At 62.7% G+C, this 15,152-nt stretch carries 9 protein-coding genes; 5 read left to right on the top strand and 4 right to left on the bottom strand.

The features are described 5' to 3' along the window. Window positions 1-6: 6 nt before the first annotated feature. Window positions 7-771, top strand: coding sequence for a GntR family transcriptional regulator (locus tag C8K66_RS10110; protein WP_046382440.1), 765 nt, complete (start codon window positions 7-9; stop codon window positions 769-771). 129 nt (window positions 772-900) lie between these two features. On the opposite strand, the gene guaD is transcribed toward C8K66_RS10110, so the two are convergent. The 4 genes from guaD to xdhA form a co-directional block, all read right to left on the bottom strand. Next, a complete protein-coding gene (gene guaD / locus C8K66_RS10105) occupies window positions 901-2,205 on the bottom strand; it encodes a guanine deaminase (RefSeq protein WP_108524753.1) in 1,305 nt (434 codons plus the stop codon). A gap of 12 nt (window positions 2,206-2,217) precedes the next feature. Beyond that, window positions 2,218-3,057 (bottom strand): xanthine dehydrogenase accessory protein XdhC, encoded by an 840-nt coding sequence (xdhC, locus tag C8K66_RS10100; RefSeq protein ID WP_108524751.1) that lies wholly within the window; start codon window positions 3,055-3,057, stop codon window positions 2,218-2,220. A 137-nt stretch (window positions 3,058-3,194) separates the two neighbouring features. Next, entirely contained in the window at window positions 3,195-5,594 is a 2,400-nt protein-coding gene (xdhB, locus tag C8K66_RS10095) for a xanthine dehydrogenase molybdopterin binding subunit (protein WP_108524749.1), read from the bottom strand. Beyond that, window positions 5,587-7,032, bottom strand: coding sequence for a xanthine dehydrogenase small subunit (gene xdhA, locus C8K66_RS10090; protein WP_108524747.1), 1,446 nt, complete (start codon window positions 7,030-7,032; stop codon window positions 5,587-5,589). Before xdhA ends, xdhB begins: the two co-directional genes overlap by 8 nt. 280 nt (window positions 7,033-7,312) lie before the next feature. Between xdhA and C8K66_RS10085 the strand changes: the two genes are divergently transcribed. The 4 genes from C8K66_RS10085 (at window position 7,313) to ligA (ending at window position 15,039) form a co-directional block, all read left to right on the top strand. After that, window positions 7,313-7,972 carry a GntR family transcriptional regulator gene (locus C8K66_RS10085; RefSeq protein ID WP_017845232.1) on the top strand — a complete coding sequence of 220 codons (660 nt, stop codon included), beginning with the start codon at window positions 7,313-7,315 and terminating at the stop codon, window positions 7,970-7,972. A gap of 2 nt (window positions 7,973-7,974) precedes the next feature. Continuing rightward, window positions 7,975-11,463, top strand: a complete 3,489-nt coding sequence (gene smc, locus C8K66_RS10080; protein ID WP_108524745.1) for a chromosome segregation protein SMC — start codon at window positions 7,975-7,977, stop codon at window positions 11,461-11,463. A 259-nt stretch (window positions 11,464-11,722) separates the two neighbouring features. Beyond that, window positions 11,723-12,586: a cell division protein ZipA gene (gene zipA / locus C8K66_RS10075; protein WP_017845234.1), complete on the top strand. Its 864-nt coding sequence runs from the start codon at window positions 11,723-11,725 to the stop codon at window positions 12,584-12,586. An 86-nt stretch (window positions 12,587-12,672) separates the two neighbouring features. Continuing rightward, complete coding sequence (gene ligA, locus C8K66_RS10070; protein ID WP_108524743.1) at window positions 12,673-15,039, top strand: NAD-dependent DNA ligase LigA; 2,367 nt, start codon at window positions 12,673-12,675, stop codon at window positions 15,037-15,039. The last annotated feature ends 113 nt before the right edge of the window (window positions 15,040-15,152 follow it).

Genomic DNA, 15,152 nt, shown 5'->3' with positions numbered 1-15,152 from the left:
GTGCCCATGAACGAACAGTTGCAACCTCTCAAGAAACAACCGCGAGCCAGCAAGACCGGCCGCAGCGGAACCCAGGACGATATCGTCTACGCGCATATCTTCGAGGCGATTCTCGAACAACGCCTGGCACCCGGTACCAAATTGAGCGAAGAGGCACTCGGCGAAATCTTTGGCGTGAGCCGCACCATCATTCGCCGCGCGCTGTCGCGCCTGGCCCATGAAGGCGTGGTACTGCTGCGGCCCAATCGCGGCGCGGTGGTGGCCAGCCCGAGTGTCGAAGAAGCGCGCCAGGTGTTCCTGGCCCGGCGCCTGGTCGAGCGGGCGATCACGGAGCTGGCGGTGCAGCACGCCACGGCGGAGCAGTTGGCCGAGTTGCGGCAGATGGTCAACGACGAACGCGACAGCTTCTCCCGCGGCGATCGCGGTGCCGGTATCCGCCTTTCCGGCGAATTCCATCTGAAGCTGGCCGAAGCGGCGAAGAACGCGCCGCTGATCAGCTTCCAGCGCAGCCTGGTGTCCCAGACCTCATTGATCATCGCGCAGTACGAAAGCGGCAACCGCTCGCACTGTTCCTACGATGAACACAGCCAGTTGATCGATGCGATCGAAGCCCGGGACGCGGCGCTGGCAGTGAATTTGATGATGCATCACATGGATCATATCGACAGCAAGCTCAACCTCGACGAGGAAAGCGCGTCGGATGATTTGCATGCGGTGTTCTCGCATTTGTTGCAGAGCAAGAAGCCGGGGCGTTCGTCGGTCAAACTCTAAGCCCGATCAAAAAATGTGGGAGGGGGCTTGCCCCCGATTGCGGTGTATCAGTCACTGGATGCTTTGACTGAACCACTGCAATCGGGGGCAAGCCCCCGTCCCACATTTGGGTTTGTGGCATATCTGAACTTAGCGTTGGTGGACCAGATTACCGGCCGCATAGGTCTGCAACACCGCCCGGTCATCCCCCAACGTCATCAATACAAACAACCTCTCGGCAATGTCCTTGGCCTGCTTCATGCGATAGCTGAGCAGTGGCGTGGCGTTGTAGTCCAGCACCAGGAAGTCCGCATCGGTACCCGGCTGCAACGTGCCGATCTTGTCCTCCAACCGCAGCGCCCGCGCACCGCCCAGGGTGGCCAGGTACAGCGACTTGAACGGGCTCAGTCGCGCGCCTTGCAGTTGCATGACCTTGTAGGCTTCGTTCAACGTCTGCAGCAACGAGAAGCTGGTGCCGCCGCCGACGTCAGTGCCCAGGCCCACGTTGAGTTTGTGCTTCTCGGCCATCGGCAGGTTGAACAGCCCGCTGCCGAGGAACAGGTTCGAGGTCGGGCAGAATGCGACTGCCGAGCCGGTCTGCGCCAACCGCGCGCATTCGTCATCGCACAGATGCACGCCGTGGGCAAACACCGAGCGTTCGCCCAATAGCTGGTAGTGGTCGTACACATCCAGGTAGCCGCTGCGCTCGGGGAACAGCTCGTTGACCCACTCGACTTCCTGCTTGTTCTCACTGATGTGCGTCTGCATGTACAGGTCGGGGTATTCGCCCAGCAGTTGCCCGGCCAGCGCCAATTGCTGCGGCGTGCTGGTAGGTGCGAAGCGCGGCGTCACCGCATAGTGCAGGCGGCCCTTGCCGTGCCAGCGTTCGATCAGCGCCTTGCTCTCCTGGTAGCCGGATTCGGCGGTGTCGGTCAGGTAGTCGGGGGCGTTGCGGTCCATCATCACCTTGCCGGCGATCATGCGCAGGTCGAGTTTTTCGGCGGCCTCGAAGAATGCCTGCACCGATTGCGGATGCACGCTGCCGAACACCAGCGCGGTGGTGGTGCCGTTGCGCAGCAGTTCCTTGATGAAAATCTCTGCGACGTCCTCGGCATGGGCCTTGTCGGCGAACTGGCGTTCGCAGGGGAAGGTGTAGGTGTTGAGCCAGTCCAGCAACTGTTCGCCATAAGCGCCGACCATGCCGGTTTGCGGCAGGTGGATATGCGTATCGATCAGCCCGGGGGTGATCAGCGCGTCCTGGTAGTGGGTGATTTCGACCTCGGCGGGCAGGTGCGGCAGCAGGTCGTGGGCGTGGGCCAGGGCGCTGATCCGGCCGTTGTCGATGACCAGCAGGCCGTCTTCGAAATACTCATAGGACGCCTCGATCCCCACTTCGGCGGGGTCGGCGAGGCTGTGCAGGATGGCGGCGCGGTAGGCTTTGCGAGTCGAAGGCATGGTGATCTCAATTTAGATAGCTTGGCTGCGACGCGAAGCCGGCAGCAGTTGGGCAATGGGTTCGGCGCTCGCGGTGTGCTGGCCGAAATGGGCGTTATAGGTGGCGATGATTTCGCCGGCGATGGAGATGGCGATTTCCACCGGCAATTTGCCCTTCACTTCGCTAAGGCCCATGGGACAGCGCATGCGTTGCAGTTGTGCGGCGTCGACGCCGCGATCCCGCAGGCGGTGTTCGAACTTGACGCGCTTGGTCTTTGAACCGATCAGGCCGAAGTAGGCAAAGTCATTGCGCTTGAGCAGGGCGGCGCTGAGTTCCAGGTCCAGCGCGTGATTGTGGGTCATCACGATGCAGTAACTGCCTACGGGCAGGTCGGCAATTTCGTCGACCGGTTCTTCGCTGACGATTTTGCGCACGCCTTGTGGGATGTATTCCGGGAACTCTTGCTCGCGCGAATCGATCCAGCGCACCCGGCACGGCAGGCTCGCCAGCAACGGCACCAGGGCGCGGCCGACGTGGCCGGCGCCAAATACGGCGATCTGTGCCTGCACCTGGCCCATGGGTTCGAACAGCAGCACGGTCGCGCCGCCGCAGCACTGGCCCAGGCTCGCGCCGAGGCTGAAGCGCTCCAGATGGGTGTGTTGCTGGCCGCGGGCGAGCATGTCGCGGGCGATCTGCATCGCTTTGTATTCCAGGTGCCCGCCGCCGATGGTGTCGAACGTGTGTGCGGCACTGATGACCATCTTCGAACCGGCATTGCGCGGCGTGGAGCCGAGCTCTTCGATGATGGTCACCAGCACGCAGGGTTCGCCCTGGTTTTGCAGGTTGGCGAGGGCGCTGATCCAGTTGTTCATGTCTACCTCAACATTTCTGTTGTCAGTTCTACCGTCATCGGGGCAAGCCCCCTCCCACACTTGAATGTATTCACAGATCAAAAATGTGGGAGGGGCGGTGCGACGATTCGACTTGCCCCCGATGGCAGCACCTCGATTTACAGCGAAGCCATCTCGGTTTCAGCCTCAACCGCCTTCGCAGCCCCCAACTTCCGCATCTGCTCACAGCCCCACAACACCCGCTCAGGCGTCGCCGGCGCATCGATGTTCGGCTGGTGGCGATAGTCACCTAGGCTCGCCACCGCATCCTTGATCGCGCACCACGAGGCAATCCCGAGCATGAACGGCGGTTCACCCACGGCCTTGGAATGGAACACCGTGTCTTCCGGGTTCTTACGGTTTTCCACCAGCTTCACGCGCAAATCCAAGGGCATGTCGGCCACGGCCGGAATCTTGTAGCTGGCCGGACCGTTCGTCATCAGCTTGCCCTTGTCGTTCCACACCAGCTCTTCCATGGTCAGCCAGCCCATGCCCTGGATAAAGCCGCCTTCGACCTGGCCGGTGTCGATGGCCGGGTTCAGCGATGCGCCGACGTCGTGGAGGATGTCGGTGCGCAGCATCTTGTATTCGCCGGTCAGGGTGTCGACGATCACTTCGCAGCAGGCCGCGCCGAACGCGAAGTAGTAGAACGGCCGACCGCGCGCCTGGCTGCGGTCGTAGAAGATTTTCGGGGTCTTGTAGAAGCCGGTGCTCGACAACGACACCTGGGCGAAATACGCCTGCTGGATCAGGCTTTCAAAGCTCAGTATCTGCTCGCGCACGCGCACATGGCCGTTGTGGAATGCCACGTCCGCTTCGCTCACCGCGTAGTGGCGCGCGGCAAATTCCACCAGGCGTTGCTTGATGGTTTCGGCGGCGTTCTGCGCGGCCTTGCCGTTCAGGTCGGCACCGCTGGAGGCGGCGGTCGGCGAGGTGTTGGGCACCTTGTCGGTGTTGGTGGCGGTGATCTGCACACGGTCGATGTCCACCTGGAACACCTCGGCCACCACTTGCGCGACCTTGGTGTTCAAGCCCTGGCCCATCTCGGTGCCGCCGTGGTTCAGGTGAATGCTGCCATCGGTGTAGATATGGATCAGCGCGCCGGCCTGGTTGAGGAAGCTGGCGGTGAAGGAAATGCCGAATTTCACCGGGGTCAGCGCCAGGCCTTTTTTCAGGATCGGGCTGTGCGCGTTGTAGCGGCGGATCGCTTCGCGGCGCTCGGCGTATTGGCTGCTGGCCTCAAGCTCGGCGGTCATCTCTTCGAGCAGGTTGTGCTCGACGGTCTGATAGTAGTGGGTGACGTTGCGCTCGGTCTTGCCGTAATAGTTGGCCTTGCGCACCGCCAACGGGTCGAGGGCCAGATGACGGGCGATGGCGTCCATGACTTCTTCGATGGCGACCATCCCTTGCGGGCCGCCGAAGCCGCGATAGGCGGTGTTGGACGCGGTGTTGGTCTTGCAGCGATGGCCGTTGACCGTGGCATCGCCCAGGTAATACGCGTTGTCGGCGTGGAACATGGCGCGGTCGACAATCGAGTTCGACAGGTCTGGCGAACAGCCGCAGTTACCCGCCAGCTCCAGCTGGATGCCGTGCAAGCGCCCGCTGTCGTCGAAGCCGACGTCGTATTCGATATAGAAGGGGTGGCGCTTGCCGGTCATCAGCATGTCTTCGACGCGCGGCAGACGCATCTTGGTCGGCTGCCCGGTAAGGCGCGCGACCACCGCACACAGGCACGCCGGGCTGGCGGCCTGAGTCTCCTTGCCGCCGAAACCACCGCCCATGCGGCGCATGTCGACGACGATCTTGTTCATCGACACGTCGAGCACTTCGGCCACCAGCTTCTGCACCTCGGTGGGGTTTTGCGTGGAGCAGTAGACGATCATGCCGCCGTCTTCGGTGGGCATCACCGAGGAAATCTGGGTTTCCAGGTAGAAGTGTTCCTGGCCGCCAATATGCAGCGTGCCCTGGATGCGATGCTTCGCGGCCGCCAGCGCCGTTGCCGAATCGCCGCGTTGATGGGTGTGGCTGTCCAGCACGAAATGCTGGTTGCGGTAGGCCTCGACCACGTCGAGCACCGGCTCCAGGTCTTCGTATTCGATCACTGCGGCCAGCGCCGCTTTACGCGCGGTTTCCAGGTCGCGGGCGGCCACGGCCAGCACCACCTGGCCGACGAACTGCACGGTGTCGATGGCCAGCAGCGGATCACCCGGCAGCAGCGGGCCGATGTCTTTGAGCCCCGGCACGTCTTCGTGGGTGATGACGATACGCACGCCGTCGAAGGCGTAGCAGGGCGCGGTATCGATGTTGAGGATTTTGGCGTGGGCGCGGTCGGACAGGCGCGCATACAGGTGCAACTGGTTGGGGAATTCCAGGCGGTCGTCGATGTACTGCGCTTCGCCGGATACGTGCTTGGCGGCGCTGTCGTGCTTGACGCTGCGGCCGACGCCGGAGGTCAGATCCTGGGCAAACAGCTCGGCCAGTTCGGCCTGGGTTTTTGCCACGGCGTGATGGTTAGACATAAGCGGTCACCCGAGTTTCGATGTGCGGCGTTTGCAGCTCGATGAAGTATTTGCGCAGCAGGTTCTGCGCGCTGAGCAGGCGGTATTCCTTGCTGGCGCGAAAGTCCGACAGCGGGGTGAAATCCTCGGCCAGGGCGGCGCAGGCGTGCTCCACGGTGGCGGCATTCCAGGGCGCGCCGATCAGCACGGTTTCGCAGTGCTGTGCGCGTTTGGGCGTGGCGGCCATACCGCCGAAGGCGACGCGGGCGTCGCTGATCACACCGTCGTCGATCTTCAGGTTGAACGCCGCGCACACCGCGGAAATGTCGTCGTCCAGGCGCTTGGATACCTTGTACGCCCGGAACCCCGTGTGGCCCTTGGGCACGATGATCTTCTCGATGAACTCGCTGTCCTGGCGTGCGGTGACGCGGTAGTCGATGAAGTAATCTTCCAGCGCCAGGGTGCGACGGACGTTGCCCTTGCACAGCACGATCTGCGCGCCGAGGGCGATCAGCAGCGGCGGCGAATCGCCGATCGGCGAGGCGTTGCCGATGTTGCCGCCCAGGGTGCCCTGGTTGCGGATTTGCAGGGAGGCGAAGCGCTGCAGCAGTTCGCCGAAGTCCGGGTATTCGTGGCGCAACGCGGTGTAGCAATCGGAGAGGGCGGCGGCAGCGCCGATTTCCAGGCGATCGTCGAACGTCTCGATGCGCTTCATCTCGTCGATATTGCCGACGTAGATCATCACCGGCAGCGTGCGGTGGAACTGCGTGACTTCCAGCGCCAGGTCGGTGCCACCGGCCAGCAGGCGGGCCTGGGGGTAGGCGTCGTAGAGGTCGGCCAGGTCGGCGACGGTCAGCGGCACCAGGCAGCGTTTGTCGCCGCTGTTGAGTTCAGCGGTGTGCGTCGGCGCGATAGCCTTGAGGCGGGCGATGGTCTGGGCCTCGCGGCTGTCGAACTGATCCTGGGGTTTGTTGCAGCAGGCCTGTTCGGCGGCGGCGAGGATCGGGCGATAGCCGGTGCAGCGGCACAGGTTGCCGGCCAGGGCTTCATGGGCTTTGTCGCGGTCGGGCGCGTCGCTGTTTTTTTGCAGGGCGAACAACGACATCACAAAACCGGGGGTGCAGAAGCCGCATTGCGAACCGTGACACTCCACCATCGCCTGTTGCACGCTGTGCAGTTGGCCCTGGTGCTTGAGGTCTTCGACGCTGATCAACTGTTTGCCGTGCAACGACGACACGAACGTCAGGCACGCATTCAGGCTGCGATAGCGAATCCGCTCGCCCTGCTCATCGCTGTGCAGTTCGCCGACCACCACGGTGCAGGCGCCGCAATCGCCGCTGGCACAGCCTTCCTTGGTGCCGGGTTTGCCCACATGCTCGCGCAGGTAGTTGAGCACGGTCAGGTTGGGGTCCAGGGCGTGCTCGCTACGGAGTTCCTGGTTAAGTAAAAACTGGATCACGGAAGGCCTCACAGACTCATTATTGTTGTTAACCGCTTTGCGCCGAATCTAGTCATGTCTGACTTTTCGGTCAATGATTTTCTGACCTAAAGGTCAAGAAAATACGGTCACAACCCTATCAATTATGGTCCAGTCTTCTGGAACCGGCGTTTTTGGGGGCTTCTGGCGGTTCATCGCTGCTTATTTCATGCCAAATTCTTGAAGGTGGGCCGAGCGCCATCAGCGGGCATTTGCGCTACACTGGCGCGCTTGTATCGATAGAAGATTTTGAAGGGAAAACATGACGTTCAAGGCGCCGGACAGTCTCGCCGAGCAAATCGCTCACCACCTCGCCGAACGTATCATTCGCGGCGATCTCAAGCCTGGGGAACGGATCCAGGAACAGAAGGTCACGCTGGCACTCAATGTCAGCCGCGGTTCCGTGCGTGAAGCCTTGCTGATCCTCGAACGTCGCCACCTGATCGCGATCCTGCCGCGCCGTGGCGCTCACGTTACCGAACTCACCGCGCACAAGGTGCAGAGCCTGTGTACGTTGATGGCCGAGCTGTACATCCTGCTCGGCAATGCGGTGGCGCAGGGCTGGCAGACCCAGGCCGACATGGCGCCGTTCGTGCAGATCCAGCAGCGCCTGGTGAGCAATTTCGAACGCCAGGACATCCGCGCCTTCGTCGCAGAAAGCTTCAATGTGATGCGTGCCGCGTACCCCTTCGCCAACAATCCGTATTTGCAGGAAACCGTCGAGAACCTGCAGCCGGCGATGAACCGCGCCTATTACCTGGCCCTGGATCAACGCAAGGCCTCCATGAGCGAATACCTCGCGCTGTTCGAGCAATTGCTCGCCGCCGTGCTCGCCCGTGACTTGCCGCAGATTCGCCTGGTGCTGTCGGCCTACGGCCAGCGCAGTTGCTCGCTGGTGATCGCTGCGTTGGCGGACGCCTAAGCGTGCGGCTCAAGTGCATCAAACTGGCGGGGTTCAAATCCTTCGTCGACCCGACCACGGTGAACTTCCCCAGTAACATGGCGGCGGTGGTCGGGCCCAATGGCTGCGGCAAGTCGAACATCATCGATGCCGTGCGCTGGGTGATGGGCGAGAGCTCGGCAAAAAACCTGCGTGGCGAGTCGATGACCGACGTCATCTTCAACGGCTCCACCAGTCGCAAGCCGGTGAGCCAGGCCAGCATCGAACTGGTGTTCGACAACTCTGACGGCACCCTGGTCGGCGAATACGCGGCCTACGCGGAAATTTCCATCCGCCGCAAAGTGACGCGCGACAGCCAGAACAGTTACTTCCTCAACGGCACCAAGTGTCGCCGTCGGGACATCACCGATATCTTCCTCGGCACCGGCCTTGGCCCGCGCAGCTACTCGATCATCGAACAGGGCATGATCTCCAAGCTGATCGAAGCCAAGCCCGAAGACCTGCGTAACTTTATCGAAGAAGCTGCCGGCATCTCCAAGTACAAGGAGCGCCGTCGTGAGACCGAAAACCGTATCCGCCGCACCCATGAAAACCTCGCCCGCCTGACCGACCTGCGCGAAGAGCTGGAGCGCCAGTTGGAGCGCCTGCACCGCCAGGCCCAGGCCGCCGAGAAGTATCAGGAATACAAGGGCGAAGAGCGTCAGCTCAAGGCACAACTGTCGGCCCTGCGCTGGCAGGCGCTGAACGATCAGGTCGGCCAGCGTGAAGCGATCATCGGCACCCAGGAAATCAGCTTCGAAGCCCTGGTGGCCGAACAACGCAACGCCGACGCCAGCATCGAGCGCCTGCGCGACGGGCATCATGACCTGTCCGAGCGCTTCAATCTGGTGCAGGGCCGCTTCTATTCGGTGGGCGGCGACATCGCCCGGGTTGAGCAGAGCATCCAGCACGGCCAGCAACGTCTGCGCCAGTTGCAGGACGATCTGAAGGAAGCCGAGCGCGCGCGCCTGGAGACCGAGTCCCACCTTGGCCACGACCGCACCTTGCTGCTGACCCTCGGCGAAGAGCTGGACATGCTCACCCCCGAACAGGAAATCACCAGCGCCGCTGCCGAAGAAGCCGTCGCCACTCTGGAAGAATCCGAGACCACCATGCACGGCTGGCAGGAGCAGTGGGACACCTTCAACCTGCGCTCCGCCGAACCGCGCCGCCAGGCCGAGGTGCAGCAGTCGCGCATCCAGCAACTGGAAACCAGCATGGAGCGCCTGGCCGAGCGCCAGCGTCGCTTGCAGGAAGAGCGCGTGCTGCTCGCCGCCGACCCGGAAGACGCGGCGATCCTGGAGCTGAGCGAGCAACTCGCCGAAAGCGAAATGACCCTCGAAGAGCTGGAAGCCAGCGAAGAACAGCAAGTGGAGCGCCTGGAGCAATTGCGTCAGCAACTGCAACAGGCGACCCAGGCCCAGCAACAGGCCCAAGGCGATCTGCAGCGGCTCAACGGGCGCCTGGCGTCCCTCGAAGCCTTGCAGCAGGCCGCGTTGGACCCTGGCACCGGCACCGCCGAATGGCTGCGTGACCAGCACTTGGCCGAACGCCCGCGTCTGGCGGAGGGCTTGAAGGTCGAGGCCGGTTGGGAGTTGGCGGTGGAAACCGTGCTCGGCGCCGACCTGCAAGCGGTGCTGGTGGATGATTTTGCCGGCTTCGACCTGGCCGGTTTTGCCCAGGGCGATCTGCGCTTGCTCAGCCCCGCCGCCGATGGCGCGCGCGTGCCGGGCAGCCTGCTGGATAAAGTCGAGGCCGCACTTGACCTGGCGCCGTGGCTGGGCCAGGTCAAGCCGGTGGAATCCCTGGAGCAGGCGCTGGCCCAGCGCGGTCAACTGGGCGCCGGCGAAAGCCTGATCAGCCGCGACGGCTATTGGGTCGGCCGCCACTTCCTGCGGGTGCGCCGCGCCAGTGAGGCGGAAAGTGGCGTATTGGCCCGTGGCCAGGAAATCGTCAAGCTGATCGCCGAGCGTGAAGAGCGCGAAGCCACCCTGGAAAGCCTGGAAACCGAACTGCAGACCCTGCGCGCCACCCAGCGCCAGCAAGAGACCGGCCGCGAACACCTGCGCCGCCTGTTGCAGGACGAAGCGCGCCAGCAGGGCGAATTGAAAGCCCAGTTGTCGGCGAGCAAGGCCAAGGTCGAGCAACTGACCCTGCGCCGCACTCGCCTCGACGAAGAAGTGGCCGAGATGGGCGAGCAGCGCGCCCTCGAACACGAACAGATCGGCGAGGCGCGCCTGCAATTGCAGGAAGCCCTCGACAGCATGGCCGTCGACACCGAGCAGCGCGAATTGCTGCTGGCCCAGCGCGACAGCCTGCGCGAACGCCTCGACCGCGTCCGCCAGGAAGCGCGCCAGCACAAGGACCACGCCCACCAGTTGGCGGTGCGCCTCGGCTCCCTGCGTGCCCAGCACGATTCCACGCGCCAGGCCCTGGAGCGCCTGGAGATGCAGTCCGAGCGCCTGACCGAAAAGCGTGAGCAACTGAGCCTCAACCTGGAGGAGGGCGAAGCGCCCCTGGAAGAGTTGCGGCTCAAGCTCGAAGAACTGCTCGACAAGCGCATGACCGTCGACGAAGAACTCAAGACCGCGCAAATCGCCCTGGAAGACGCCGACCGCGAACTGCGCGACGCGGAAAAACGCCGCACCCAGGCCGAGCAGCAATCCCAACTGATTCGCGGCCAGCTCGAGCAACAGCGCATGGAATGGCAGGCCCTGACCGTGCGGCGCAAAACCCTGCAGGACCAACTGCTCGAAGACGGCTACGACCTGCACGGCGTGCTCAACACCCTGACCGCCCAGGCCAACGAGAAAGACGCCGAAGAAGAACTTGAGCGGATTGCCGCGCGTATCCAGCGACTCGGTGCGATCAACCTCGCTGCCATCGACGAATACCAGCAACAGTCCGAGCGTAAACGTTATCTGGACGCCCAGGACGCCGATCTGGTGGAAGCCCTGGACACCCTGGAAAACGTGATCCGCAAGATCGACAAGGAAACCCGCAACCGCTTCAAAGATACCTTTGATCAGATTAACGGCGGTTTACAGGCGTTATTCCCAAAAGTTTTCGGTGGCGGCAGCGCTTACTTGGAACTGACGGGCGAAGATCTACTCGATACAGGGGTAACGATCATGGCGCGGCCTCCGGGCAAGAAGAACAGCACCATCCATTTGTTGTCCGGCGGCGAAAAAGCCCTGACCGCATTGGCCCTGGTGTTTGCCATCTTCAAGTTGAACCCGGCGCCGTTCTGCATGCTCGATGAAGTTGACGCGCCACTGGATGACGCTAACGTTGGACGTTACGCACGCCTGGTCAAAGAGATGTCCCAGACCGTGCAGTTCATCTATATCACCCACAACAAGATCGCCATGGAAATGGCGGATCAGTTGATGGGGGTGACGATGCACGAGCCGGGCTGTTCGCGATTGGTGGCGGTGGATGTCGAAGAGGCGATGGCGATGGTGGATTCCTGAGCCATGCCGGCAACGAAGATTATCAGCGCGATGTAGGGCGGTTTACCGGTCTGACGAAAGTGGCAAATTGGCATATTTGTTCAAGGCATTTTGACAGACGGTGTAAAGTTATCTTTGGTCGTGCTAGTTTAATGTCAATTTTTCGTATGCGTGGGCAAAACGTCAGTCAGAACATAGAGTTGGCGCCACGTTTTAAAGCGGTTTGCACGGTGCTAAACCCCTTATTTTTCAGCATTTTTTATTAGAGGCACGGGATTACATGGAAATCGGTCTGCGCGAGTGGCTGATCGTCATCGGCATTATTGTCATTGCCGGTATTCTTTTTGATGGCTGGCGCCGTATGCGCGGCGGCAAGGGCAAGCTCAAGTTCCGTCTGGACCGCAACCTGTCCAACTTGCCCGACGACGACGGCAGCGCCGAGCTGCTGGGGCCGCCCCGTGTGCTGGATACCCACAAGGAACCGCAACTGGACGAACATGACTTGCCGTCCATGAGCGCCCCTGTGCGCGAAGCCCGCGAGCCGTCCTCCAAGCGTGGCAAACGTGGCAGTGCCGCCGCCGCCGAGCCGCATCAGGGCGACCTGAACCTGGGCGTGGACGACGGCCCGAGCTTCAGCAGCCGCGATGACGATTTCCCTGACGAGAGCCCGGCCAAGAGTGCGCCGCGCCAGTCGGTGAACGATCAGCCGGCCGCCGAAGAAGTCCTGGTGATCAGCGTGATCTGCCGCGACGCCGCTGGCTTCAAGGGCCCGGCACTGTTGCAGAACATCCTGGAAAGCGGCCTGCGCTTTGGCGAGATGGATATCTTCCACCGCCACGAAAGCATGGCCGGTAATGGCGAAGTGCTGTTCTCGATGGCCAACGCGGTCAAGCCGGGCACCTTCGACCTGGACGACATCGACCTGTTCAGCACCCCGGCCGTGAGCTTCTTCCTCGGCCTGCCGGGTCCGCGTCATCCGAAACAGGCCTTCGACGTGATGGTTGCCGCAGCGCGCAAGCTGTCCCAGGAGCTCAACGGCGAACTGAAGGACGATCAGCGCAGCGTCCTGACCGCCCAGACCATCGAACACTACCGTCAGCGCATCGTCGAGTTCGAGCGTCGCGCCCTGACACAGAAACGCTGAGGTTTGGCCTCAAGCGTTGTCGATAGAATAAGCGCACCAACATTTGAGCAGCTTCGGCTGCTCTTTTGCTTTATGAGAGAACACCCATGACCGCCGCCCACACCCGCATCCTCGAATTGCGCGCTGAACTGGATCAGCACGACTACCGTTATTACGTCCTCGACGAGCCGAGCGTCCCGGACGCCGAGTACGATCGCTTGTTCCAGGAACTCAAGGCCCTGGAGGCCGAGCATCCGGAGCTGGTCACGCGTGATTCGCCGACGCAGCGGGTCGGCGGTGCGGCGTTGTCGGCGTTCACCCAGGTCAAGCATGAGATTCCGATGCTCAGCCTGGGCAACGCCTTCGATGAAACCACCATGCTCGAGTTCGATCGCCGGGTGACCGAAGGCCTCGACCTGCCGGCCGGCGACCTGTTTGGCGGCGGTGCTGCGGTGGAATACAGCTGCGAGCCGAAGTTGGATGGCCTGGCGGTCAGCCTGCTGTATCTGAACGGCGAACTGGTGCGCGGCGCCACCCGGGGCGACGGCACCACCGGCGAAGACATCAGCGTGAATGTGCGTACCGTGCGCAATATCCCGTTGAAGCTGCACGGCAGTGGTTGGCCGGCGACCCTGGAAGTGCGCGGCGAGGTGTTCATGTCCAAGGCCGGTTTCGAGCGCCTGAACGCCTCGCAGCTGGAAGTCGGCGGCAAGACCTTCGCCAACCCGCGCAACGCCGCCGCCGGCAGCCTGCGCCAGCTGGATTCGAAAATCACCGCCAGCCGCCCGCTGGAGTTCTGCTGCTATGGCATTGGCCAGGTGACGGCGGATATCAGCGACACCCACATCGGCAATTTGCAGCAGTTGCAGAAGTGGGGCATGCCGATCAGTCATGAGCTGAAACTGGCCAAGGGCATCCAGGAATGCCTGGACTACTACCGCGATATCGGCGAGCGGCGTAGCAACCTGCCCTATGAAATCGACGGCGTGGTGTTCAAGGTCAACAGCATTGCCTCCCAGCGCGAACTGGGTTTCCGCGCTCGCGAGCCGCGGTGGGCGATCGCGCACAAATTCCCGGCCATGGAAGAGTTGACCGAGCTGCTCGACGTGGAATTCCAGGTCGGCCGCACCGGCGCCGTCACCCCGGTGGCGCGTCTGAAACCGGTCAAGGTCGCGGGTGTGACCGTGTCCAACGCCACCCTGCACAACATGGATGAAGTGGCGCGGCTGGGCCTGATGATCGGCGACACGGTGATCATCCGCCGCGCCGGGGACGTGATCCCGCAGGTCGTCTCGGTGGTCACCGAGCGCCGCCCGGCACACGCCCGCGCGGTGCATATCCCGGAAAGCTGCCCGGTGTGCGGCTCCCACGTCGAGCGCACGCAACTGGTCAAGCGCAGCAAGGGCAAGGAAACCGTCAGCGAAGGCGCGGTGTACCGCTGCGTCGGTCGCCTGGCCTGCGGGGCGCAGCTCAAGCAGGCGATTATCCATTTCGTCTCGCGCCGGGCGATGGACATCGACGGCCTGGGCGACAAGACCATCGAGCAATTGGTCGACGAAAAACTCATCGCCTCGCCGGCGGATCTGTACATGCTCAAGTACGAACAGATCATCGACCTGGAAGGCTTCGCCGATGTCTCCAGCAAGAAGCTGATCAGCGCCATCGAACACAGCAAGACGCCGACCCTGGCACGTTTCATCTACGCCCTGGGCATTCCCGATGTGGGCGAGGAGACCGCCAAGGTGCTGGCGCGCTCCCTGGCGTCCCTGGAGCGCGTGCAGCGCGCTTTGCCGGAAGTGCTGACGTACCTGCCGGACGTGGGCCTGGAAGTGGCGCACGAGATCCACAGCTTCTTTGAAGACCGCCACAACCAGGACGTGATCGGCGCGCTGTTGGCGCCGGACAAGTGCGGCCTGCAACTGCAGGACCAAGGCGACCTGGCCGCGGAGTTCGCCGCCAGCACCACCCTCGGCGGTTTGCTCGACAAACTCAACGTGCCCAGCGTCGGCCCCGGCGCCGCGCAGAAACTGGCGGACAAGTTCGGCTCCCTCGAAGGCGTGATCACGGCCGACTGGCTCGATATGCGCCAGGCGCTGCCCGAGAAGCAGGCCAAGGCCGTGCGCGAGTTCTTCGATAACCCCGACCACGCCCAGCGTGCCCTGGCCATCGAGCAGCAACTCGAGGAATTCGGCATGCACTGGCAGAGCGCGAAAAAAGTGATCGAAGGTTTGCCGGAGGCGGGGCACACCTGGGTGCTGACCGGCTCGCTGGAGCGGATGAGCCGCGACGTGGCCAAGGACAAGCTCGAAAGCCTCGGCGCCAAGGTGGCCGGTTCGGTGTCGGCGAAAACCTATTGCGTGGTGGCCGGGCCGGGTGCCGGTTCGAAGTTGGCCAAGGCCAGCGAACTGGGCCTGAAGGTTCTGGACGAAGACGCCTTCGTGGACTTTCTGGCTCGGCACAACATCACTGTCTGACAACTTCTTGTGGCGCGGGCGCTTGCTCCCGCTGGGCTGCGAAGCGGCCCTTCGAAGAAAGTGGAACGATCCCGGGCGCGAAATGATCTAGTCTTCGTCACCCCGGGAGAGAT

The sequence above is a fragment of the Pseudomonas sp. GV105 genome (genome assembly GCF_003058185.1).
GTDB classification, from domain to species: Bacteria; Pseudomonadota; Gammaproteobacteria; order Pseudomonadales; family Pseudomonadaceae; genus Aquipseudomonas; species Aquipseudomonas veronii.
This window is presented reverse-complemented; position numbering and strand designations above follow the sequence as displayed.

Excerpts from the sequence above, each read along its gene's own strand:
- C8K66_RS10110 (WP_046382440.1), top strand. The coding sequence starts at position 7 with ATGAACGAACAGTTGCAACCTCTCAAGAAACAACCGCGAGCCAGCAAG.
- guaD (WP_108524753.1), bottom strand. The coding sequence starts at position 2,205 with ATGCCTTCGACTCGCAAAGCCTACCGCGCCGCCATCCTGCACAGCCTC.
- xdhC (WP_108524751.1), bottom strand. The coding sequence starts at position 3,057 with ATGAACAACTGGATCAGCGCCCTCGCCAACCTGCAAAACCAGGGCGAA.
- xdhB (WP_108524749.1), bottom strand. The coding sequence starts at position 5,594 with ATGTCTAACCATCACGCCGTGGCAAAAACCCAGGCCGAACTGGCCGAG.
- C8K66_RS10085 (WP_017845232.1), top strand. The coding sequence starts at position 7,313 with ATGACGTTCAAGGCGCCGGACAGTCTCGCCGAGCAAATCGCTCACCAC.
- zipA (WP_017845234.1), top strand. The coding sequence starts at position 11,723 with ATGGAAATCGGTCTGCGCGAGTGGCTGATCGTCATCGGCATTATTGTC.
- ligA (WP_108524743.1), top strand. The coding sequence starts at position 12,673 with ATGACCGCCGCCCACACCCGCATCCTCGAATTGCGCGCTGAACTGGAT.